We start from the raw sequence: 22,118 nt of genomic DNA, 5'->3' as shown, positions 1-22,118 counted from the left end.
ATACGTGAGCACCGTGAAAGGGATCGACATCATGCAGGCCGCGCCCGTACGCGCCATTGCCATCCCGACTCTCTCCGACGCCTTCCGCGGCATCGAGTCGCTGCTCATGAGCGGCGCCCGGCGCAACGCCTGGACGGCGGTCCTGGAGGACCGCCGCAGGGCCAAGGACCGGGTCGAAACCGAACACGTACTTGAGGCCGCGGCGACCCGGACCCCGCAGGCCACGTAAACTTCGCTCTATGGCGAGGAAGTCAAACGCAGAGACTGCTGCGAACCCCGGGCGACTGAAGCAGATCGCCCTGACGTACAAGATGACGCGCAAGGCCGACCCGAAGGTCGGTCTGATCGTCGCGGGCGTGGGAATCGTCACCTTCGGTGTCTTTCTTGCGATCGGCTTCCTGATCGACCATCCGGTCTACCTGGGCATCCTGGGCTTCCTGGTGGCGTTCCTCGCGATGGCGATCGTCTTCGGACGACGGGCCGAGCGAGCTGCCTTCGGGCAGATGGAGGGACAGCCGGGAGCGGCCGCGGCCGTGCTGGACAACGTGGGCCGGGGCTGGACGACCACCCCCGCCGTCGCGATGAACCGGCAGCAGGACATCGTCCATCGGGCCGTCGGCAAGGCCGGCGTCGTGCTGATCGCGGAGGGCAACCCGAACCGCGTGAAGCCGCTGCTCGCGAACGAGAAGAAGAAGCTGGCCCGGATCATGCCGGACGTGCCGGTGCACGACTTCATCGTGGGCACGGGCGAGGGCGAGGTGCCGCTCAAGAAGGTGCGCACCACCCTGCTCAAGCTGCCGCGCGTACTGTCCGGCCCGCAGATCACCGCGGTCAACGACAAGCTGCGCGCCATGGGCGACCTGATGTCCAACATGCCGCTGCCGAAGGGTCCCATGCCCAAGGGCATGCGGATGCCGCGCGGCGGGAAGATGCGCTGACCCGCTGAGCTGATTTTCGTATACGACACAGGGGCGCCCCCCGAGCCGACGGCCGGCTCCGGGGGGCGCCCCTGTGTCGTTCCCGCTCCGCCGCTCCTGCCGCGCTAGATGCGGACCTGGACGGCGCGCGCCAGCCGGTCGTGCAGGCCGCGGCCGTCCCGGTCCCAGATCAGCGCGGGGATGACCAGGGCCAGCAGCAGCGTGCGCAGCAGCACACGGGCGATGCCGAGGCGGCCGCCGCCCTCCGCGATCACCCGGAGTCCCAGGATCCGCTTACCGGGGGTGGAGCCGATGGTGCCGACGGTCACGATGCTCAGGGCCACGAAGAGCCCGAGCGTCCAGTTGCCCGCCGCGGCCAGGTCGCCGCCGGTGATCAGTCCGTACGCGATCACCTGGCAGCCGACCCAGTCGATCAGGACGGCCCCCAGCCGGCGGCCGAACCGCGCCACCGAGCCGGGCCCCTGCTGCGGCAGGCCGAGCCGCTGGCCCGGGTAGCCGAAGTCGACGCCCATCTCCTCCGCGGCCGCGCGGGGGCCGGAGAGCCACGATCCGATTGCTTGCCTGTTGTCCACCCGACCACGGTACCGGTGCGGCCTCGCGGCCCTCGGGCGGGACCCTGGTTAACTTGTGCGAAACAAATGGGTCATGCTTGAGAAATCCCGTCTGCTTATGGTCGGGTCAGCGTGCGGCACCGCACTGACGCACCACGAGCTATACAACCCGTCCCTCCCCCGGGGCCGGGAGTAGGAGGAGTTGGATGTTCAGCAACGCCGACGAAGTGAAGCAGTACATCGAGGAGAACGACGTCAAGTTCGTCGACGTCCGCTTCTGTGACCTGCCTGGTGTGATGCAGCACTTCACCATCCCGGCGCGGGCGTTCGACCCGGCGGAGGAGCTCGCCTTCGACGGCTCCTCCATCCGCGGTTTCCAGGCGATCCACGAGTCCGACATGGCGCTGCGCGCCGACATCACGACCGCGCGCCTGGACCCGTTCCGCAAGGACAAGACGCTCAACATCAACTTCTTCATCCACGACCCGATCACGGGCGAGGCCTACAGCCGCGACCCGCGCAACATCGCGAAGAAGGCCGAGGCGTACCTCGCCTCCACCGGCATCGCCGACACCGCGTTCTTCGGCCCCGAGGCCGAGTTCTACGTGTTCGACAGCGTGCGCTTCGCGACTTCCGCGAACGAGGGCTTCTACCACATCGACTCCGAGGCCGGCGCCTGGAACACCGGTTCCGAGGAGAACAACCGCGGCTACAAGGTCCGCTACAAGGGCGGCTACTTCCCGGTCGCCCCGGTCGACCACTTCGCCGACCTGCGCGCCGAGATCTCCCTCGAGCTGGACGCCCAGGGCCTCCAGGTCGAGCGCCAGCACCACGAGGTCGGCACCGGCGGCCAGGCCGAGATCAACTACAAGTTCAACACGCTGCTGGCCGCGGCCGACGACCTGATGCTCTTCAAGTACATCGTGAAGAACGTCGCGTGGCGCAACGGCAAGACCGCGACCTTCATGCCGAAGCCGATCTTCGGTGACAACGGCTCGGGCATGCACGTGCACCAGTCGCTGTGGGCGAACGGCGACCCGCTGTTCTACGACGAGGCCGGCTACGCGGGCCTGTCGGACACCGCGCGCTACTACATCGGCGGCATCCTCAAGCACGCCCCGTCGCTGCTCGCCTTCACCAACCCGACGGTGAACTCGTACCACCGCCTGGTGCCGGGCTTCGAGGCGCCGGTCAACATGGTGTACTCGCAGCGCAACCGCTCCGCCGCCATGCGCATCCCGATCACGGGCTCGAACCCGAAGGCCAAGCGCGTCGAGTTCCGCGCGCCGGACCCGTCCTCGAACCCGTACCTCGCCTTCTCGGCGCTGCTCCTCGCGGGCCTCGACGGCATCAAGAACAAGATCGAGCCGATGGAGCCGATCGACAAGGACCTCTACGAGCTCTCGCCCGACGAGCACGCGAGCGTCCCGCAGGTCCCGACCAGCCTCGAGGACGTCCTCAAGGCCCTGGAGGCCGACCACGAGTACCTCCTGGCCGGCGGTGTCTTCACCCCCGACCTGATCGAGACCTGGATCGACTACAAGCGCACGCACGAGATCGCCCCGATCGCGCAGCGCCCGCACCCCCACGAGTTCGAGCTTTACTTCGATCTCTAGAAAATGCCTGATGGGAGGCCCCCCGCCGCACTCCACGGAGTGTGGCGGGGGGCCTTCTGCTTTGACAGCGGGTCGCAATCGAGTGAGGGTGGAAATGTCCTAAAGGCTGGATAAGCGAGACATGTGCGGAGGTGCATGGAAATGCGCCGTAGGATCGTTGCGGCAGCCATGGCAGGCGCCGCTGGAGTCGCGATAGGTGTGCTGCCCGTCGCCAGCGCCTCGGCCTCGGTCGTCACCAGTGGTGGCGGAGGCGGGGACGGCGGCTACGACTGTCACCGGTACCCCTCGAACCGTTCCGACGCCCGGTGGGACTTCTGCTGTGACCGTGACTGGCGCGACCGGCCCAGCTGGTGCTGGGAGCGGGGCGGAGCCGGCGGGTACAACGACAACTGGCGCGACAACAACTGGCGCGACGCCCACTGGCACTCGAACTGGAACGACTCCGGCCGCGGTGGCAACGGCGACTGGGACTGGGGCAACGGCCGCGGTGGCCACGGTGACTGGGGCGACGGCCGCGGTGGCAACGGTGACTGGGGCGGCGGTGGCGGCGGCCACGGTGACTGGGGCGACGGCCGCGGCGGCAACGGTGACGGGGGCGGCGGCGGCGGCGGCCACGGCGACTGGGCCAACGGCGGCGGTGGCGGCGGCAACGGTGGCTGGGGCGGCGGCGGCAACGGCGGCGGCGGTGGCGGGGGCGGCGGCGGCAACGGCGGCGACGGTGGCTGGGGCGGCGGCGGCAACGGCGGCGACGGTGGCTGGGGCGGCGGCGGCAACGGCGGCGACGGTGGCGGTGGCTGGGGCGGCGGCGGCAACGGCGGCCGCTGACTGAGAGCCGGCTCCGACATCCGGGGCCGCGGACCCGAGACCGAGTGCGATGCCCTTGTTCCGCTGAGATCAGCGGAACAAGGGCATCGCGCCTGTCAGGTCGCGCAGACAGCGGACCGCCAGCTCGGTGGGAGAGCCCGGGCCCGAGACCGGGGCGTCCGTGGCCGACCACAGCTCCAGCGAGATCCGGATCGCGTCCGTCGCCGCCGCCGCGAGCAGGCGCACGTCCAGCAGCTCGGCATCCGGACCGGCCAGCCGGGCGACCACCGGTACCAGGCGCTCCTCCGAGTCCTGGTTCACCCGGTACCAGACCGCCCGCAGGGCCTCGTCGTCGGCGGCCGCCCGCAGCAGGCCGCGGGTCACCTCCAGCCCCTCCTCGACCGCCTGGGGTTCGCTCAGCGTCCGCCTGACGGCGCGTTCCAGGGCTTCGGCGAGCGGGGTGCCGGGATCCTCTTCGGCGAGCAGGGCGCGCCAGGCGTCGCCGCCGACCGCGAGCAGGGGGGCCACGGCCTCCTGCTTGTTGCGGAAGTAGCGGTAGAACGTACGCAGCGCCACGCCCGCCCGATGGGCGATGTCCTCGGCGGTGGTGCCGTCGGGGCCGTGCTCGGCGAAGAGCTCGCAGGCCGCTCGGGCGATGTCGAGCTGGGTGGCGGCCTTGCGGCGCTCGGTCAGCGACTGGGCTCCGGGGCCGGGCAGGGGAGCGTACGGACGTGGGGATCTCACGCAGTGAAGCGTACCTCTCGGCAGCCCCGGAGAATGCATGCTTTGACACTATGGCAAAACGTGTCACCGCTTCGGTACGCTCGCCCCATGAACCGTTACGAAGGACGTCGCGTCCTCATCACCGGCGGCGGCTCCGGCATCGGCCAGGCCACCGTCCACCGGATCCTCGCCGAAGGCGGCCGGGTCCACACGGTCGACGTCAGCGAGGCCGGCCTCGAGACCACCGCCGACCGGGCCGCGGCCGAGGGCCACCAGGACCGCCTCACCACCGCCCTGCTGGACATATCCGACGAGAACGCGGTCAATGAGGGCGTGGCCGCCGCGGTCGACGCGCTCGGCGGGATCGACGTACTCGTCAACGCCGCCGGGATCCTGCGCTCCGCGCACACCCACCAGACCACGCTCGACCTCTGGAACCAGGTCATCGGGGTCAACCTGACCGGCACCTTCCTGATGATCCGCGAGTCGCTCCCGGCGCTGCTCGCCGGCGAGCAGCCGGTCGTGGTGAACTTCAGCTCCACCTCGGCGTCCTTCGCCCACCCCTACATGTCCGCGTACGCGGCCAGCAAGGGCGGCATCCAGTCCATGACCCACGCCCTGGCCGCCGAGTACAGCAAGCAGGGCCTGCGCTTCGTGGCCGTCGCACCCGGCTCCATAGAGAGCGGCATGACCACCGGCAACGGCCCCGGCCTGCCCGAGGACACCGACTGGTCCCTCTTCGCCAAGCTCGCCCCGGCCATCGGCCAGGGCTTCGCCGGCCCGCAGACCGTGGCGGGCGTTGTCGCGATGCTGGGCTCCGAGGACGGCGCGTTCATCACCGGCACGGAGATCCGTATCGACGGCGGAACGCACTACTAGCGGCACGCGCCCCCGGGGGTCAGCCCCGGAAGCGGTCCCAGAGCCGGGGGAAGCGCTCCTCGAGCACGGCTTCGTTCTCGAAGTCCAGCGGGGTGCCCTCCGGCTCTGCCGGTTGCAGCGGGACGCCCAGGTCCGGTGCCACCGAGCCGGTCAGCTGCTCGTACGCCTCGTCGGCCGCGTACCCCAGCTCCTCGCCATCGCCGTCGATCTCCTCGTCGAACTCGCCCAGGAGCTCCGCGAGCTGGTCGGGATCGTGCACCCCGCCCTCGAAGACCTCCCGGCCCTGGCCGATCAGCCAGCAGCGGAAGTAGTCGAACGCGTCATCGCTCGCCCCGTCGAGCAGCACCCAGGCCGCGCCCCACAGGTCCCAGGTGTACGCCCGGTTGTACCGCGACTCGAAGTGCCGGGCGAAGTCCAGGACGGAGTCGGGGTCGAGCTGGGCCAGCCGCTCCACGAGCAGCTCGGCGTGTTCCTCGGGGTCGCCGTCGGCGGCCTCGCGGGTACGGTCGACGATCTCCCAGAACTCCGTCTCGTCCATCACCGCTCCAGCATCACGGGTCAGCCCCCTCGCCGCCACCGCGCGCACGGCGAAAGGCCGGTGTCCTACCCTTTCGGGGCGGACACCGGCCTTTTCGCGTTCGGTCACCCGGCTCAGAGGCCGTAGCGCTCCCGGGCCTCCTTGACGGAGGACGCCGGTACCTCGCCGCGGCGGGCGAGCTGGGCCAGCGCGGCCACCACGATCGACTGGGCGTCGACACCGAAGTGGCGGCGGGCGCCCTCGCGGGTGTCGGACAGGCCGAAGCCGTCCGTGCCCAGCGAGGTGTAGTCCTGCTCCACCCACTGGCTGATCTGGTCCGGGACCTGGCGCATCCAGTCGGACACGGCGAGCACCGGGCCCTGGGCGCCTTCCAGCGCGCGAGTGACGTACGGGGTGCGGACCTCGCCGCGCAGCAGCGCCTCGTCGCACTCCAGCGCGTCGCGGCGCAGCTCGCCCCAGGAGGTGGCGGACCAGACGTCGGCGGCCACGTTCCAGTCGGCGGCGAGCAGCTTCTGCGCCTCCAGCACCCAGTGGATGGCCGTACCGGAGGCCATCAGCTGGATCTGCGGGGCGTCGGCGGCCGGGGCCGCCTCCGCGAGGTCGGCCGCGGTGTTGAAGCGGTAGAGACCCTTGAGGATGCCCTCCTCGACGCCCTCGGGGATCGCGGGCTGCACCTTCGGCTCGTTGTAGACCGTCAGGTAGTAGAAGACGTCTTCCGGCTTCTCGCCGTACATCCGGCGCAGACCGTCCTTGACGATCACCGCGATCTCGTACGCGAAGGCCGGGTCGTAGTTGAGCGACGCCGGGTTAGTGGACGCGATCAGGTGCGAGTGGCCGTCCGCGTGCTGCAGGCCCTCACCGGTCAGGGTGGTGCGGCCGGCGGTGGCGCCGACGATGAAGCCCTTGCCGAGCTGGTCGGCGAGCTGCCACATCTGGTCGGCGGTGCGCTGCCAGCCGAACATCGAGTAGAAGATGTAGAAGGGGATCATCGGCTCGCCGTGCGTCGCGTACGACGTGCAGGCGGCGATGAAGTCGGCCATGGCGCCGGCCTCGGTGATCCCCTCGTTGAGGATCTGGCCGTCCTTGGCTTCCTTGTAGTACATGAGCTGGTCGCGGTCGACCGGCTCGTACGTCTGGCCCAGCGGCGAGTAGATGCCGGCCGACGGGAAGAGGGACTCCATACCGAAGGTGCGGGCCTCGTCGGGGACGATCGGCACCCAGCGCTTGCCGGTCTCCTTGTCCCGCATCAGGTCCTTGACGAGCCGGACGAAGGCCATGGTGGTGGCCATCTCCTGCTTGCCGGAGCCCTTGAGCAGCGGGGCGAAGGAGCGGTCCGCAGGGGCGGGCAGGGCCACGTGGTGGACCTTGCGGGCCGGGGCGGGACCGCCGAGGGCCGCGCGGCGCTCGTTCAGGTACCGGACCTCGGGGCTGTCCGCGCCCGGGTGGCCGTACGGGACCTGGCCGTCGGCGAAGGCGCTGTCGGGGATCGGGAGGCCGAGGAGGTCGCGCATGTCCTTGAACTCGTCGATCGTCAGCTTCTTCATCTGGTGGTTCGCGTTCTTCGACTCGAACCCGGCGCCCAGCGTGTAGCCCTTGACGGTCTGCGCGAGGATGACCGTCGGCGCGCCCTTGTGCTCCAGGGCGGCCTTGTACGCGGCGTAGACCTTGCGGGGCTCGTGGCCGCCGCGGGAGCTGTGGAAGCACTCGGCGATCTTCGCGTCGGAGAGCACCGCGGCCAGCTGCACGAGCTCGGCGTCGGCGCCGAAGAAGTGCCGGCGGATGTAGGCCACGTCGCGGGTCGCGTACGTCTGGAACTGCGCGTCCGGTACCTCCCGCAGGCGGCGTACGAGGGCGCCGGTGGTGTCGAGCTGGAACAGCTCGTCCCAGGCGGAGCCCCACAGCGACTTGATGACGTTCCAGCCGGCGCCGCGGAACTGGGCCTCCAGCTCCTGGACCACGCGGAAGTTGGCGCGGACCGGGCCGTCGAGGCGCTGCAGGTTGCAGTTGATGACGAAGGTCAGGTTGTCGAGCCGCTCGCGGGAGGCGAGGGCCAGGGCGGCGGTCGACTCGGGCTCGTCCATCTCGCCGTCGCCGAGGAAGGCCCAGACGTGCGAGCCCGCGGTGTCCTTGATGCCGCGGTTGTGCAGGTAGCGGTTGAAGCGCGCCTGGTAGATCGCGGACAGCGGGCCGAGGCCCATGGACACCGTCGGGAACTCCCACAGCCACGGCAGGCGCCGCGGGTGCGGGTAGGACGGCAGGCCGTTGCCGCCGGACTCCTGGCGGAAGTTGTCGAGCTGCTGCTCGGAGATCCGGCCGTCGAGGAAGGCGCGGGCGTAGATGCCGGGGGAGGCGTGGCCCTGGATGTAGAGCTGGTCGCCCGATCCGTCGGCCTCCTTCCCGCGGAAGAAGTGCTGGAAGCCGGTCTCGTACAGCCACGCCGCCGAGGCGAAGGTGGCGATGTGGCCGCCGACGCCGTACTTGGAGCCGCGGGTCACCATGGCGGCCGCGTTCCAGCGGTTCCATGCGGTGATCTTGGCTTCCATCGCCTCGTCGCCCGGGAACTCGGGCTCCGCGGAGGTGGGGATGGTGTTGACGTAGTCCGTCTCCAGCAGCTTCGGCAGGGCGAGGCCGGCGGCCTCGGCGTGCTGGAGGGTGCGCCGGAGCAGGTATTCGGCGCGGCGCGTACCGGCGGCCTGTGCGACGGCGTCGAGGGAGGCCGCCCATTCGGCGGTCTCTTCGGTGTCGCGGTCCGGGAGCTGGTCGAGCTCGCTCGGAAGCTTTCCTACGGGGTCGGACATCGGTGTGCGCCGCCTTCCGGACAAAGGAGAGGTGGTGAAAAAATCCCTGACGGGCAGGACAGGGTCGTCGGACCTGATTGAGGCCCGCCGACGACTGTAAATCGCTGATCGATGATCGATCAAATAAAAGTGACAAAGAAACGTCCATCTGCCGAAAGTCGGCACCGCGTGCCAGCGCAGAAGGCACCCGGTGCCGGGCAGACGGGGGCAATACGGGCAGCTCACGCCCTCGGGGCGCACCCCAGGACGTGCCGCTTCACGAGCAGACCGATCTCCGGGTCCTGACTGCGGAACGCCTCGACGAGGGCCTCGTGCTCCTCGGCATAGGACTTCTGGACGGTTCCCAGCCACCGGATGGACAGGGCCGTGAACACCTCGATGCCCAGGCTCTCCCAGGTGTGCAGGAGCACGCTGTTCCCCGCAGCCCGCACCATCTCCCGGTGGAACCCGACGGTGTGCCGCACCTGTGCGGTCCCGTCCTCGGTCCGGTCGGCCTCCCACAGCGCCGCGACGTGCGGCTCCAGCGCCGAGCAGTCCGCCGCCAGGCGGGGCGCGGCCAGCTCGGCCGCGATCTGCTCCAAACCGGCCCGGACCGGGTAGATCTCCTCCAGGTCCGCCGCGGAGAGGTTCCGCACGCGCACGCCCTTGTTCGGCGCCGACTCGATCAGCCGCAGCGTCTCCAACTCGCGCAGGGCCTCCCGCACGGGCGTCTGGCTGACCTCCAGCTCCACGGCGATCCGGCGCTCGACGATCCGCTCGCCGGGCTTCCAGCGCCCGCTGACGATCCCCTCCACGATGTGCTCGCGGATCTGCTCGCGCAGCGAGTGCACGACGGGTGGGGTGATCATCCGGGCTTCATCTCCTGATGGCTGGCAGGGTCATGCGGGGCCTGATGGGTAGACAATACGGCGGCGCCCCCGTCCGGATGTATTCCGGACGGGGGCGCCGACGGTGAGGCTCGTTACAGGCCGACCGGTTACAGGCCGAGCTCGACCTCGAACTCGCCGGCTTCCAGGATGGCCTTGACGGCCGTGAGGTACCGGGCCGCGTCCGCGCCGTCCACCAGGCGGTGGTCGTAGGACAGGGTCAGGTACGTCATGTCGCGGATGCCGATGTTGGTGCCCTCGGCGGTCTCGATGACGACCGGGCGCTTCACCGTGGCACCGATGCCCAGGATGGCGACCTGGTTCGGCGGCACGATGACCGTGTCGAACAGGGCGCCGCGCGAGCCGGTGTTGCTGATGGTGAAGGTCGCGCCCGACAGCTCGTCCGGCGTGATCTTGTTGCCGCGGACCTTGGCGGCCAGGTCGGCGGTCGCCTTGGAGATGCCCGCCAGGTTGAGGTCGCCCGCACCCTTGATGACCGGGGTCATCAGGCCCTTCTCGGAGTCCACGGCGATGCCGATGTTCTCCGAGTCGAAGTAGGTGATGGTGCCCTCGTCCTCGTTGATCCGGGCGTTGACGACCGCGTGGGCCTTCAGCGCCTGGGCAGCGGCCTTGACGAAGAACGGCATCGGGGACAGCTTGACGCCCTCGCGGGCGAGGAAGCCGGCCTTGGCCTTCTCGCGCAGCTTCATGATCTTGGTGATGTCCACCTCGACCACGGAGCTGAGCTGCGCCTGCGAGTGCAGGGCCTTCATCATGTTGTCGCCGATGACCTTGCGCATGCGGGTCATCTTGACGGTCTGACCGCGCAGTTCGGACACCGCGGCGGCCGGGGCCTTCGCGGCCGGGGCGGCGGCGGCCGGGGCGGCGGCGGAGGCCTTGGCGGCCTCGGCGGCGGCCAGGACGTCCTGCTTGCGGATGCGGCCACCGACGCCGGTGCCCGTGACCGTGTTCAGGTTGACGCCGGACTCCGTGGCGAGCTTGCGCACCAGCGGGGTCACGTACGCGCCCTCGTCGCCGGCGGAAGCCGGGGCGGCGGGAGCGGCGGGCGTGACCGGAGCCGGAGCGGCCGCGGGGGCCGGGGCGGCGGCGGGGGCCGGGGCGGCCGGAGCCGGAGCGGCCTGGGCCGGAGCGGCGGGGGCCGGAGCGGCCTGGGCCGGAGCGGCGGCCGGGGCGGCCTGTGCCGGAGCCGGAGCGGCAGCCTCGGCCGGAGCAGCAGCCTCGGCCGGAGCCGGGGCGGCGGCGGCCGGGGCCGCGGCGGGAGCCGCACCCGCGACGCCGATGACGGCCAGACGGGCGCCGACCTCGGCGGTCTCGTCCTCGCCGACCAGGATCTCCAGCAGGGTGCCGGCGACCGGCGCGGGGATCTCGGTGTCGACCTTGTCCGTGGAGACCTCGAGCAGCGGCTCGTCGGCCTCGACCGACTCGCCGACCTGCTTCAGCCAGCGGGTGACGGTGCCCTCGGTGACGGACTCGCCCAGGGCGGGCAGCACGACATCGGTGCCGGACGCCGCAGGCGCGGCAGCGGCGGGGGCGGCCTCGGCGGCCGGGGCGGGAGCCGCGGGGGCCTCCGCGGCCGGAGCCGGAGCGGCAGCGGGCTCGGCGGCGGCGGGCTCGGCGGCAGCGGGCTCGGCGGCGGCCGGAGCCGCGGCCTCGGCCGGGGCGCCCGAACCGTCGTCGATGACGGCCAGCTCGGCGCCGACCTCGACGGTCTCGTCCTCGGCGACCTTGATGGAGGCCAGGATGCCGGCGACGGGCGAGGGGATCTCGGTGTCGACCTTGTCGGTCGAGACCTCGAGCAGCGGCTCGTCGGCCTCGACGCGCTCGCCCTCGGCCTTCAGCCAGCGGGTGACAGTGCCCTCAGTGACGCTCTCGCCGAGCGCCGGAAGGGTTACGGAAACCGACATGGTTTCTGTTGCTCCTTACGAATGTGCGGAAGTGGTCGTCGCGCCCGGACGATTAGTCGTGGGAGTGAAGCGGCTTGCCGGCGAGGGCCAGGTGGGCCTCGCCCATCGCTTCGTTCTGGGTCGGGTGCGCGTGGATGAGCTGCGCGACCTCGGCCGGCAGAGCCTCCCAGTTGTAGATCAGCTGGGCCTCGCCGACCTGCTCGCCCATCCGGTCACCGACCATGTGGACGCCGACCACGGCACCGTCCTTGACCTGGACGAGCTTGATCTCGCCCGCGGTCTTGAGGATCTTGCTCTTGCCGTTGCCCGCGAGGTTGTACTTGAGGGCCACGACCTTGTCCGCGCCGTAGATCTCCTTGGCCTTGGCCTCGGTGATGCCGACGGAAGCGACCTCGGGGTGGCAGTAGGTGACGCGCGGGACACCGTCGTAGTCGATCGGGACGGTCTTGAGACCGGCCAGACGCTCCGCGACCAGGATGCCCTCGGCGAAGCCGACGTGCGCGAGCTGGAGGGTCGGGACGAGGTCGCCGACGGCCGAGATGGTCGGCACGTTGGTCTGCATGTACTCGTCGACCAGGACGTAGCCGCGGTCCATCGCGACGCCCTGCTCCTCGTAGCCCAGGCCCTGCGAGACCGGGCCGCGGCCGATGGCGACCAGCAGCACCTCGGCCTCGAAGGTCTTGCCGTCGGCCAGCGTGACGCGCACGCCGTTCTCCGTGTACTCGGCCTTGTCGAAGAAGGTGCCGAGGTTGAACTTGATGCCCCGCTTGCGGAACGCGCGCTCCAGCAGCTTCGAGCTGTTCTCGTCCTCGACCGGGACGAGGTGCTTGAGGCCCTCGACGACGGTCACGTCGGTGCCGAAGGACTTCCACGCCGAGGCGAACTCGACGCCGATGACGCCGCCGCCCAGGACGATGGCGGACTCGGGCACGCGGTCCAGGACCAGGGCGTGGTCCGAGGAGATGATGCGGTTGCCGTCGATGTTCAGGCCCGGCAGCGACTTCGGCACGGAGCCGGTCGCCAGGAGCACGTGGCGGCCCTGGACGCGCTGGCCGTTCACGTCGACGGAAGTCGGCGAGGAGAGGCGGCCCTCACCCTCGATGTAGGTCACCTTGCGGGAGGCGACCAGGCCCTGCAGGCCCTTGTACAGGCCCGAGATGACCTCGTCCTTGTACTTGTGGACACCCGCGATGTCGATGCCCTCGAAAGAGGCCTTGACACCGAACTGGGCGGCTTCACGAGCCTGGTCCGCGATCTCGCCCGCGTGCAGCAGAGCCTTCGTGGGGATGCAGCCGTTGTGCAGGCAGGTGCCGCCGAGCTTGTTCTTCTCGATCAGGGCAACGTCCAGACCCAGCTGGGATGCGCGCAGCGCCGCGGCGTAACCGCCACTGCCACCGCCGAGGATCACTAGGTCGAAAACGGTGCTGGCGTCGTTCGCCACGTCACGTCCTCCATGCATGTGCGCCGGGCACCGGTCCTCTGTGACCGGGCGGCGGCTGGTAATCGGCCGCTAGTTCTTCGGCCCTGTGGTGGGGGCCCTGTCCTGCCGAGAACCCATCTTCGCATTTGTCGGCGGAACGCGGGACGCCGGGCCCACGATGTGGCAGGTCGTTCTGCCCGAAGTAAGGGTTACCAGTGCGTAGAAACCTACGGATTTCGTTGTCGGTGAACGCGGCTCAAGCCTTGATCGAGTGGACGGCCAAGGCTTGAGCCATGTCACATCCGGTGCTACTGGGCTACATCAGCCCAGGTCACCGGTGGCCGTACGCTCGGCCAGCCGCACCAGGGTGCGCACGGCGGAGCCGGTGCCGCCCTTGGGGGTGTAGCCGAACGGCGCGCCCTCGTGGAAGGCGGGGCCGGCGATGTCGAGGTGGGCCCAGGTGATGCCCTCGCCGACGAACTCCTTCAGGAAGATGCCGGCCACCAGGCCGCCGCCCATGCGCTCGCCCATGTTCGCGATGTCGGCGGTGGGGGAGTCGATGGACTTGCGCAGCTCGGCGGGGAGCGGCATCGGCCACGAGGACTCGCCGACCTCCTCGGCGATCTCGTGGACCGAGGTGCGGAAGGCGTCGTCGTTCGACATGATCGCGAAGGTGCGGTTGCCCAGGGCCACCATCATCGCGCCGGTCAGGGTGGCCACGTCGACGATCGCGTCCGGGTTCTCCTCGGAGGCACGGGTCAGCGCGTCCCCGAGGACCAGGCGGCCCTCCGCGTCCGTGTTGAGGACCTCGACGGTCTTGCCGCTGTACATGCGCAGCACGTCGCCCGGCTTGGTGGCGGTGCCGGAGGGCATGTTCTCGGCGAGGGCGAGCCAGCCGGTGACGTTGACCTGCAGGCCCAGCTTCGCGGCCGCGACGACGGAGGCGAAGACGGCGGCGGCGCCGGCCATGTCGCACTTCATCGTCTCGTTGTGGCCGGCCGGCTTCAGGGAGATGCCGCCCGAGTCGTAGGTGATGCCCTTGCCGACGAAGGCCAGGGTCTTCTCCGCCTTGGGGTGGGTGTAGGAGAGCTTCACCAGGCGCGGCGGGTTGTCGGAGCCCTTGCCGACGCCCATGATGCCGCCGTAGCCGCCCTTGACCAGGGCCTTCTCGTCCAGGACCTGGACCTTGACGCCGTTCTCCTTCGCGGTCGCGGAGGCGACGGCGGCGAAGGCCTCGGGGGTGAGGTCGTTCGGCGGGGTGTTGACCAGGTCGCGGGCGATGTTGACCTCGGTCGCGACGACCGTGGCGCGCTCGGCCGCGGCCTTGTGCTCCTTGTCGCGCGGCTTGGCGCCGAGCAGGGCGATCTCGCCGAGCGGCTGCTTGGGGCCGCCGTTCTTGTCGGCGTTCTTGGAGGTCTTCGTGTCGCCGCCCTGGTAGGCGGTGAAGGTGTACGCGCCCAGCAGCGCGCCCTCGGCGACGGCGGTCACGGCGGAGGCGTCGTCCAGGGGGAGGGCGAAGCCGGCCTTCTTGCAGCCGTGCAGGGCGCGGGCGGCGGCGCCGGCGGCGCGGCGCAGCACCTCTTCGTCGAACGACTCGTCCTTCTCGGGGACGGAGCCGAGTCCGACCGCCAGCACGACCGGGACCTTCAGGCCCGCCGGGGCCGGCAGCTTGGTGATCTCCCCTTCGGCGCCCGCGGCGCCGACGGCGTCGAGCACGGTGGCGAGCTTTCCGTCGTACGCCTTGTCCACGGCCTCGGCGCCCGCGGCGACGACCGGACCCTTCGGGCCCTTGGCGACACCGACGACGAGGGCGTCGGCGCGCAGCGTCGCCGCGCCGGCAGTGCTGAGAGTCAGAGCAGTCACGGTGGTGAAGTCTCGCTTCCGTTTGTGTGTGTGGGCCGAGTGGGTGGACGGCCATCCGTGGCGATCGTATTCCGGTCCGACGGCTGCCAGAAATGAGCCTACGCGTAGGGACTCTGCCGCACGCCACTCGAAGGTTTGGCAAGTTGTTCGATCAAGAAGCCTGGAGATTCACCCATCCGTGGACTCTGCTCCAGGTTTGCCCCGTAGACCTGACGAGGTCCGAAAGACTCGGTCCACTCTCGCAAGGGGACGCGGGGTTCCTTTGCATGATTTCCACAGAGCCTCCCCGGCCCGGCCGACCGCCATGGGCCGCGTCGAGGGATGCCTGCGGGGGGAAAGGCCGAAATGGTCAACAAGAACCGGATGAACAGGCTCGCCGCCGCCATGGCCGCGGCGGCCCTGGTGTCCGTGGCAGTACCCGCCGCGACCGCCCAGGCGGCCGTGGCGCCGCGCATCGACCTGAAGGTGCTGGTCGTCGACGACGGCGGCAGCTCGGTCGAGGCCATCACCGCGGAACTCCGCGACACCGGAGTCCCGTACACCCGTGTCCAACTGGGCAGCAGCGGCCGCCCGGTCATCGACGCCGGCTTCCTCAGCGACACGGTGGACGGCCGTCCCCGCGCCAAGTACCAGGGCGTCGTCCTGCCGAACGAGAACCCCTTCGGCGAGGGCTCCGCCGAGATGGCCGCGCTCACCGCGTACGAGACGGCGTACGGGATCCGCCAGGTCGACGCCTACACCTGGGCCCACCCCGGCGTCGGCCTCGAGTACACCGACAACGGCGGCTACAGCGGCCAGCTCGACGGCACCCAGGCCGCGGTGACCCCGGCCGGCAAGGCGGGGCCCTTCGCCTACCTCGGAGGTCAAGTCGCCTTCGAGGACAACTCCGCCCTCGTTCCGGAGAGCTTCGGGTTCATGGGCAAGCCGCGGCCCGGCTACACCAGCTACCTCGACGCCCCCGTCGGCTCCGGACGCGCCTCGCTCGTCGGCGAGTACACCCACGACGGGCGCAGCGAGCTCGTCGTCACCTTCGGCTACAACCAGTACCAGCAGCAGTTCCGGCTGCTGGCCCGCGGCATCGTCGACTGGCTCACCCAGGGGGTCCACCTCGGGCAGAGCCGCAGCTACTTCGCGGTCCACGTCGACGACGTCTTCGCGCCGGACGCCCGCTGGAACAAGGAGCTCAACTGCACGCCCGGCGACTACGCCTGCCCGGGCGGCGAGGGCAAGGAGAGCACCATCCGGATGACCGCCGCCGACGCCCAGTACGCGGCGCAGTGGCAGACCTCCAAGAACTTCAAGCTCGACATGCTCTTCAACGGGGGCGCCGGTGAGGAGTGGAAGGCGGAGAACGGCGGCACCGACGCCCTCACCGCCCAGCTCGTCGCCGACCGGGCCAAGTACCGCTGGATGAACCACACCTACACCCACCCCTTCCTCGGCTGCGTCCAGAACACCGCCACCATCCCCTGGACCTGCGTCAAGAACGCCCAGGGCGCGATCCAGTACATGAGCCGCGCCGAGATCTCCGCGCAGATCCGCGACAACAACAACTGGGCCGCGTCCAAGGGCATCGCCACCGACCGGACCGAGCTCGTCACCGGCGAGCACTCGGGCCTCAAGACCAACCCGCAGCAGCCCCAGGACAACCCCAACCTGGCCGGCGCCCTCGCCGACAACGGCGTGAAGTGGGCGGGCAGCGACAACTCCCGCGAACCCGCGCAGCGGGCCCTCGGCTCCGCGCTGACGGTGCCCCGGCACCCGATGAACGTGTACTACAACACGGGCACCAACGCCGAGATGGCCGACGAGTACAACTGGATCTACACCAGCCGCGCGCACGGCGGCAGCGGCGTCTGCGAGGACAACCCGGCGACCTCCACCTGCCTGCCGGCCCCGGTGGACGTGAACACCGGCTACCTGGAGCACATCGTCCCCCAGGAGGCCCGGACCGCCCTGCGCCACGTGCTGGCCAACGACCCGCGCCCGCACTACGTCCACCAGTCCAACCTCGCCGAGGACCGCACCCTCTACCCGGTGCTCGACCAGGTCCTCGACACCTACCGGTCCCTCTACGCGCCCAGCGCCCCCCTCGTCAACCAGACCATGAAGGAGGCCGGCGTCGAGCTCGGCCGCCGCGCCGCCTGGGACAAGGCGCTCGCCGAGGGCAGGGTCACCGCCTACCGGATCGGCACCGCCGTCACCGTCAAGGCGCCCTCCGGAGTCGTCGCCCCGGTCACCGCCCCGAACGGCACCAAGAAGCAGCTCCTGCTCGGCTCGGCCGACTTCGGCACCGCCTACGCCGGCACCCGCTCCACCTGGACCGCACCCGAACTGCTCCAGAGCGCCGTCACGCTCAAGCTGCCCAGCTGACCGTACGGGCCTTCCGCAAGCCGAGTAACACGAGCGCCGGCGCTCCGCGAAACAACGGGCGCCGGCCCCTTTCACGTCCTGGGGGGACACACCGCATGAGCCATGGGCGCCATGTCACCATGCTCACCGAAGGCACGTATCCGCACGTCCACGGGGGCGTCAGCACCTGGTGCGACCAGCTGGTCCGCGGTATGCCGGAGGTCGACTTCAACGTCATAGCCCTGACCGGCTCCGGACGCGAGCCGGTCACCTGGGAGCTGCCGCGCAACGTCTACCGGCACACCTCCGTACCGCTGTGGGGGGCTCCCCCCGGACGGAGCCGCCGGACCGCCCTGCGGGGCAAGGCCCACCGCCGCTTCACCGAGGTCTACGAAACCTTCCTGCTCTCCCTGCTCGAACCCGCCGGCGGCCCCGGCGACCACCGCTTCTCCGAAGCCCTGCGCGAGATGGCCGCCCTGGCCCGCGCCGGCCGCCTCGCCCCGGCCCTGCGCTCCGAGTCCGTGCTCCGGCTGCTGATGACCCTGTGGACCCGCCCGGGCCTGACGACCGCGGCCGCCGCGCCCACCGTCCACGACGCGCTCACCGCCACCGACCTGCTGGAACACGCGCTGCGCCCGCTCTGCGTGCGGATCCCGCCCGACAGCGTCGCGCACGCCGTCAGCAGCGGCCTCGCCACCCTCCCCGCCCTCGCCGCCAAGTACCTCGACGAGGTGCCCTTCCTCCTCACCGAGCACGGCATCTACCTGCGCGAGCGCTACCTCGGCTACCGCTCGGCCGCCCAGCGCTGGCCCGTCAAGGCCCTCCTGCTCGGCTTCTACCGCGAGCTCAACACCGAGGGGTACCGGCAAGCCGACCTGATCACCCCCTGCAACCAGTACAACCGCCGCTGGGAAGAGCGCGGAGGGGCCGCCTCCGACCGGATCCGGACCGTCTACAACGGTGTCGACCCGCACGCCTTCCCCGAGGCCGGCCCCGAACCCGAGGTGCCCACCCTCAGCTGGTGCGGCCGCATCGACCCCATCAAGGACCTCGAAACCCTCATCCGCGCCTACGCCTTCATGCGCGAGGAACTGCCCGCGCTGCGCCTGCGCCTGTTCGGGCCCGTCCCGGTGGGCTGCGAGGAGTACAAGCTCCGGCTGGAGAAGCTCGCCGCCGACCTGGGCATCGGCGACGGGATCTCCTACGAGGGGCGCATCGAGCAGGTCGCCCGGGCCTACGCGGCCGGCAGCATCGTGATGCTCTCCTCCATCAGCGAGGGCTTCCCCTTCAGCATCATCGAGGCCATGTCCTGCGGCCGCACCACCGTCTCCACCGACGTGGGCGGCGTCCGCGAGGCCGTCGGCGACACCGGCCTGGTCGTCCCGCCGCGCGAACCCGAGACCATGGCCCGCGCCACCCTCGCCCTGCTCCGCGACCCCGGACGCCGCGCCGAGCTCGGCCGGGCGGCCCGCAAACGCGTCGTGGAGAAGTTCACCCTCCACCAGTCCGTGGACGGCTTCCGGCACATCTACCGCGAACTCGCCGGCCAGCCCGTCCTGCCCGTCCGCGCCGGCGACGAGTGGACCCAGCGGCTCGCCGACCCCTGGTACCGGGAACTCGCGGCCGACGGGAGCCTGTGGTGAGCGGATCCCTCTGGCTGAAAACCCCGGGCGGGGACACCCTGCCCGCGATCCCCAGGCCGCGCCGCGCGGGCCCGGCCGCCGCCGACCCCATCGACGAGCTGCTGTCCCGCCTGGACGGACTGGCCGCCGCCGCCGTCCACCCCGACGAGATCGCCGCCGTCCTCGAATCCGACGGCATGACCGACGAGTACATCCGGCTCACCTACGGCCGCCACGACTCCTTCGCCCTCGCCGAGGAGCTCTACGCCCGGGTGCCCCGCTCCTTCCCGGAGCCCGAGGACACCCCCGACCCCTGGAAGGTCTCCCTCACCGCCTGCCTCCTGCGCGGGGTGATCTTCGCCCTGCCCGGGCTCGCCTACCTGCTCGGCGCGCCCCTGCTCGACGGCCCGCCCGACCGCCTCGGCCTGCCCGCCGGAACCCTCACCCTGCTCGCCGGAGCGCTCATCGGCTGGGTCTGGGACCAGGCCCTCTCCCACCGGGCCTACTCCTGGCTCGGGCTCGGCGACCGGGCCGCCGCCGGGCGGACCCTGCTCGCCGGAGCACCCGCCGGATCCCTGCTGGGCACCGCCGCCGCCATGGCCGTGCCCGGCGGGCCGCCCTTCTCGTACGCCTTCGCCGCCGGGCAGGCCGTCTACGTCGGGGCCGCCACCGTCCTGCTCGTCCTCGGCCGGGAGCGGCTCCTGCTCGCCGCCCTCGGCCCGATGGCCGCCGGGGCCCTGCTCGTGCTCTTCGTGGACCTGCCCGTGCCGGTGCGCACGACCCTGCTCGGGGTCTCCCTGCTGGCCGCCTGCACCCTGGCCGCACGGGAACTCCCGCTGGCCGAGGGCGCCCGGGCCGCCGCGGCCCGGGTCCGCGGCTGGTGGGTCCGCAGGCCCGGCACCGGCCCGGTGCGCTGGCAGATGCTGCGCGGCGCCGAGGAGGAGTACGCGGCGCGCGGCCCCCGGCTGGGGGAGTCCGTCCCGTACGGGGTCTTCGGCCTCGGTACCGGCCTGCTCGTGCTGTACGCCGCCCTCGGCGAGGTCCTCGCCGGCGGACCCGCCGAGGCCGTCGCCGCCCCCTCGGCGGTGGCCCTCACCCTCAGCATGGGCCCCGCCGAATGGCTGCTGCACCGCTTCCGCAGCGGCAGCCTCGCCGGGCTCCGGGCGGCCCGCTCCCCCCGGTCCTTCCGGCGGCGCATGCTCGCCACCCTCGCCCAGTGCCTCGCCGTGTACCTGGTGGTGCTGCTCGTCCTCGGGGTGAGCGGCACCCTGCTCTGGCCGGACGCCCCGGCCCTCACCGGGGCCCGCGTCTCGACCCTGCTCCTGCTCGGGGCCGTGATGTGGACCGGACTGCTGCTCCAGTCCTTCGGCGCGGTCCGGCCGGCGGCCGTGGTCTGCGCCTCGGCCGCCGTCGCCCAGAGCCTGGCCCTGCTGACCGGACTGGGGCAGCCCCGGCTGGTCCAGCTCGCGGTGGCGGGCGCGGCCGCCGCGGCGCTGGCCGCGCTGGTCTGCCTGCTGCTCGGCCGGGCGACGGCCCACCGCTGATGCCGCCGACCCCACCGCCGATACCCGTGACCCCGTACGAGAAGGACCCCATGCTGCTGGTGCCGCTCTACGAGCACCCCGCCGACCGGCCCGACGAGTGGGAGCTGCTGATCCGCTCCGCGGGACGGCTGCACTCCGTGGTGCTCAACCCCGACAACGGGCCGGGCAGCGCCCCCGACGAACGGTTCGCCGCCGTGGCCGGGCGGCTGCGGGACGCCGGGGTGTCCGTCCTCGGCTACGTCGACACCGACTACGGACGGCGCCCCCACGCGGACGTGGTCCAGGACCTGCTGCGCCACCGCGACTGGTACGGGGCCGACGGCGCCTTCCTCGACCAGGCCTGCGCCGAGCCGGAACTCCTGCCCCACTACGGCCGGCTCGCCGTCGCCGCCCGGGCGGCCGGAGCCCGTACCCTCGTCCTGAACCACGGCGTCCACCCGCACCCCGGGTACGCCGCGCTCGCCGACCTGCTCGTCACCTTCGAGGGCCCCTGGGACGCCTACCGGGACGCGGCCACAGCGCCGCCCTGGACCGCCGACCACCCCGCCCAGCGGTTCTGCCACCTCGTGTACGCGGTCCCGCCGGACGCGCCCGCCGCCCAACTCGCCCACGAGAGGCGGGCAGGGGTGCACTGCGCGGTCCCCGGGACCGGAGCGCACCCGTGGGGGACCCTGCCGTACGCCCTGGAGGCCGCCGGATGAAGCGTTTCGCCGCCCTGCTGGTCGTGGCGCTGCTGCTGCTCACCGCCTGCACCGCGGACCCGCCGGACGACGGCGAGGCGTACCCGTGGCCCGACCAGGCGCCGGGGGAGCGCTGGCGGCCGCCGCCGGGCGTCGGCTGGCAGTGGCAGCTCACCGGCAGGCTCGACCTGTCGGTGCAGGCGCCCGTGTACGACGTGGACGGGTTCACCACCACCAAGGAGCAGGTCGCCGCCCTGAAGAAGGCCGGCCGCAAGACCATCTGCTACCTGTCCACCGGCGCCTGGGAGGACTTCCGGCCCGACGCGGACGACTTCCCCAAGACGATGATCGGCAAGGGCAACGGCTGGGAGGGCGAGCGCTGGCTCGACATCCGGCGGCTGACCGAGCTGGAACCGTTGATGGCCAAACGCTTCGACATGTGCCGGGACAAGGGCTTCGACGCGGTGGAGCCCGACAACATGGACGGCTACCGCAACACCTCGGGCTTCCCGCTCACCGCCGAGGACCAGCTGCGCTACAACCGGCTGATCGCGAAGCTCGCCCACGACCGGGGCCTGGCGGTCGGCCTGAAGAACGACCTCGACCAGATCCCGGAGCTCGTCGGCGAGTTCGACTTCGCGGTCAACGAGCAGTGCGCCCAGTACCGCGAGTGCGAGAAACTGACCCCGTTCGTCGAAGCGGGCAAGGCCGTCTTCCACGTGGAGTACGAGCTGTCGGTGGACCGCTTCTGCGCGCGCTCGCGCGAGCTGGGACTGAGCTCGCTCCAGAAGCGCTACGACCTGGACGCGTGGCGCCGCGCCTGCCGCTAGCTCCGCGCCTGCCGCCAGTTTTGCGCCTGTCACTCGCTCCGCGCCCGCCACCAGCTCTGCCCGTGCCGCCGGCTCCGCCCATCCAGTTTGGCCGGGCCCAGCCGGCCTGGCCGGGTCCATCCCGCCTCGGCCGGGCAAATTCAGCCCCGCCGGCGTTTGAGGCGCGGGG

At 71.3% G+C, this 22,118-nt stretch carries 18 protein-coding genes; 10 read left to right on the top strand and 8 right to left on the bottom strand.

What is annotated here, in order from left to right:
• The first annotated feature begins 31 nt into the window (after window positions 1-31).
• The gene (locus BGK67_RS11610) at window positions 32-229 is read left to right on the top strand and encodes an SCO2195 family GlnR-regulated protein (RefSeq protein WP_069923792.1); all 198 of its coding nucleotides are present in this window, start codon (window positions 32-34) and stop codon (window positions 227-229) included.
• Between the two features lie 10 nt (window positions 230-239).
• Complete coding sequence (locus BGK67_RS11605) at window positions 240-938, top strand: DUF4191 domain-containing protein (protein WP_069920014.1); 699 nt, start codon at window positions 240-242, stop codon at window positions 936-938.
• Window positions 939-1,042: 104 nt separating this feature from the next.
• On the opposite strand, the gene BGK67_RS11600 is transcribed toward BGK67_RS11605, so the two are convergent.
• Complete coding sequence (locus BGK67_RS11600) at window positions 1,043-1,510, bottom strand: RDD family protein (RefSeq protein WP_079154130.1); 468 nt, start codon at window positions 1,508-1,510, stop codon at window positions 1,043-1,045.
• Window positions 1,511-1,695: 185 nt separating this feature from the next.
• Between BGK67_RS11600 and glnA the strand changes: the two genes are divergently transcribed.
• Complete coding sequence (gene glnA / locus BGK67_RS11595) at window positions 1,696-3,105, top strand: type I glutamate--ammonia ligase (RefSeq protein ID WP_069920012.1); 1,410 nt, start codon at window positions 1,696-1,698, stop codon at window positions 3,103-3,105.
• Between the two features lie 168 nt (window positions 3,106-3,273).
• Window positions 3,274-3,930 (top strand): hypothetical protein, encoded by a 657-nt coding sequence (locus BGK67_RS38830; protein ID WP_167739567.1) that lies wholly within the window; start codon window positions 3,274-3,276, stop codon window positions 3,928-3,930.
• 69 nt (window positions 3,931-3,999) lie between these two features.
• Here BGK67_RS38830 and BGK67_RS11585 read toward each other — a convergent pair whose 3' ends face one another.
• Complete coding sequence (locus BGK67_RS11585; RefSeq protein ID WP_069920010.1) at window positions 4,000-4,653, bottom strand: TetR/AcrR family transcriptional regulator; 654 nt, start codon at window positions 4,651-4,653, stop codon at window positions 4,000-4,002.
• An 87-nt stretch (window positions 4,654-4,740) separates the two neighbouring features.
• On the opposite strand from BGK67_RS11585, the gene BGK67_RS11580 reads away from it, so the two are divergent.
• On the top strand, window positions 4,741-5,511 hold the full coding sequence (locus BGK67_RS11580; RefSeq protein ID WP_069920009.1) for an SDR family NAD(P)-dependent oxidoreductase: 771 nt from the start codon (window positions 4,741-4,743) through the stop codon (window positions 5,509-5,511).
• A gap of 19 nt (window positions 5,512-5,530) precedes the next feature.
• Here the strand turns inward: BGK67_RS11580 and BGK67_RS11575 are convergent, their stop codons facing one another.
• The 6 genes from BGK67_RS11575 to BGK67_RS11550 all read right to left on the bottom strand — a co-directional run bounded on the left by BGK67_RS11575 (window position 5,531) and on the right by BGK67_RS11550 (window position 14,921).
• The gene (locus tag BGK67_RS11575; protein WP_069920008.1) at window positions 5,531-6,049 is read right to left on the bottom strand and encodes a DUF4240 domain-containing protein; all 519 of its coding nucleotides are present in this window, start codon (window positions 6,047-6,049) and stop codon (window positions 5,531-5,533) included.
• A 113-nt stretch (window positions 6,050-6,162) separates the two neighbouring features.
• Entirely contained in the window at window positions 6,163-8,847 is a 2,685-nt protein-coding gene (aceE, locus tag BGK67_RS11570; RefSeq protein WP_069920007.1) for a pyruvate dehydrogenase (acetyl-transferring), homodimeric type, read from the bottom strand.
• 221 nt (window positions 8,848-9,068) lie between these two features.
• Complete coding sequence (locus BGK67_RS11565) at window positions 9,069-9,692, bottom strand: GntR family transcriptional regulator (protein ID WP_069923791.1); 624 nt, start codon at window positions 9,690-9,692, stop codon at window positions 9,069-9,071.
• 131 nt (window positions 9,693-9,823) lie between these two features.
• The gene (sucB, locus tag BGK67_RS11560) at window positions 9,824-11,638 is read right to left on the bottom strand and encodes a 2-oxoglutarate dehydrogenase, E2 component, dihydrolipoamide succinyltransferase (protein WP_069920006.1); all 1,815 of its coding nucleotides are present in this window, start codon (window positions 11,636-11,638) and stop codon (window positions 9,824-9,826) included.
• Window positions 11,639-11,690: 52 nt separating this feature from the next.
• Complete coding sequence (gene lpdA / locus BGK67_RS11555) at window positions 11,691-13,079, bottom strand: dihydrolipoyl dehydrogenase (protein WP_069920005.1); 1,389 nt, start codon at window positions 13,077-13,079, stop codon at window positions 11,691-11,693.
• Between the two features lie 300 nt (window positions 13,080-13,379).
• Window positions 13,380-14,921: a leucyl aminopeptidase gene (locus BGK67_RS11550; protein ID WP_069920004.1), complete on the bottom strand. Its 1,542-nt coding sequence runs from the start codon at window positions 14,919-14,921 to the stop codon at window positions 13,380-13,382.
• A gap of 345 nt (window positions 14,922-15,266) precedes the next feature.
• On the opposite strand from BGK67_RS11550, the gene BGK67_RS11545 reads away from it, so the two are divergent.
• From BGK67_RS11545 to BGK67_RS11525, 5 genes are all read left to right on the top strand, one after another.
• Window positions 15,267-17,294, top strand: coding sequence for a hypothetical protein (locus BGK67_RS11545; protein ID WP_069920003.1), 2,028 nt, complete (start codon window positions 15,267-15,269; stop codon window positions 17,292-17,294).
• Window positions 17,295-17,389: 95 nt separating this feature from the next.
• Complete coding sequence (pelF, locus tag BGK67_RS11540; RefSeq protein ID WP_069920002.1) at window positions 17,390-18,916, top strand: GT4 family glycosyltransferase PelF; 1,527 nt, start codon at window positions 17,390-17,392, stop codon at window positions 18,914-18,916.
• Window positions 18,913-20,439 (top strand): hypothetical protein, encoded by a 1,527-nt coding sequence (locus tag BGK67_RS11535; protein WP_069920001.1) that lies wholly within the window; start codon window positions 18,913-18,915, stop codon window positions 20,437-20,439. Before pelF ends, BGK67_RS11535 begins: the two co-directional genes overlap by 4 nt.
• Before the next feature lie 50 nt (window positions 20,440-20,489).
• Window positions 20,490-21,140: a spherulation-specific family 4 protein gene (locus BGK67_RS11530; protein ID WP_069923790.1), complete on the top strand. Its 651-nt coding sequence runs from the start codon at window positions 20,490-20,492 to the stop codon at window positions 21,138-21,140.
• Entirely contained in the window at window positions 21,137-21,949 is an 813-nt protein-coding gene (locus BGK67_RS11525) for an endo alpha-1,4 polygalactosaminidase (RefSeq protein WP_069920000.1), read from the top strand. Before BGK67_RS11530 ends, BGK67_RS11525 begins: the two co-directional genes overlap by 4 nt.
• Window positions 21,950-22,118 lie beyond the last annotated feature (169 nt).

Source organism: Streptomyces subrutilus (genome assembly GCF_001746425.1).
In the GTDB taxonomy this organism is placed as follows: domain Bacteria; phylum Actinomycetota; class Actinomycetes; order Streptomycetales; family Streptomycetaceae; genus Streptomyces; species Streptomyces subrutilus_A.
Note: the sequence above shows the minus strand (reverse complement) of the source record. Positions and strands in the feature narration are given on the sequence as shown.

Coding starts and splice junctions, on each gene's coding strand:
- BGK67_RS11525 (WP_069920000.1), top strand. CDS start 21,137: ATGAAGCGTTTCGCCGCCCTGCTGGTCGTGGCGCTGCTGCTGCTCACC.
- BGK67_RS11530 (WP_069923790.1), top strand. CDS start 20,490: ATGCTGCTGGTGCCGCTCTACGAGCACCCCGCCGACCGGCCCGACGAG.
- BGK67_RS11545 (WP_069920003.1), top strand. CDS start 15,267: ATGGTCAACAAGAACCGGATGAACAGGCTCGCCGCCGCCATGGCCGCG.
- BGK67_RS11610 (WP_069923792.1), top strand. CDS start 32: ATGCAGGCCGCGCCCGTACGCGCCATTGCCATCCCGACTCTCTCCGAC.
- BGK67_RS11605 (WP_069920014.1), top strand. CDS start 240: ATGGCGAGGAAGTCAAACGCAGAGACTGCTGCGAACCCCGGGCGACTG.
- BGK67_RS38830 (WP_167739567.1), top strand. CDS start 3,274: ATGGCAGGCGCCGCTGGAGTCGCGATAGGTGTGCTGCCCGTCGCCAGC.
- pelF (WP_069920002.1), top strand. CDS start 17,390: ATGAGCCATGGGCGCCATGTCACCATGCTCACCGAAGGCACGTATCCG.
- aceE (WP_069920007.1), bottom strand. CDS start 8,847: ATGTCCGACCCCGTAGGAAAGCTTCCGAGCGAGCTCGACCAGCTCCCG.
- BGK67_RS11575 (WP_069920008.1), bottom strand. CDS start 6,049: ATGGACGAGACGGAGTTCTGGGAGATCGTCGACCGTACCCGCGAGGCC.
- glnA (WP_069920012.1), top strand. CDS start 1,696: ATGTTCAGCAACGCCGACGAAGTGAAGCAGTACATCGAGGAGAACGAC.
- BGK67_RS11580 (WP_069920009.1), top strand. CDS start 4,741: ATGAACCGTTACGAAGGACGTCGCGTCCTCATCACCGGCGGCGGCTCC.
- sucB (WP_069920006.1), bottom strand. CDS start 11,638: ATGTCGGTTTCCGTAACCCTTCCGGCGCTCGGCGAGAGCGTCACTGAG.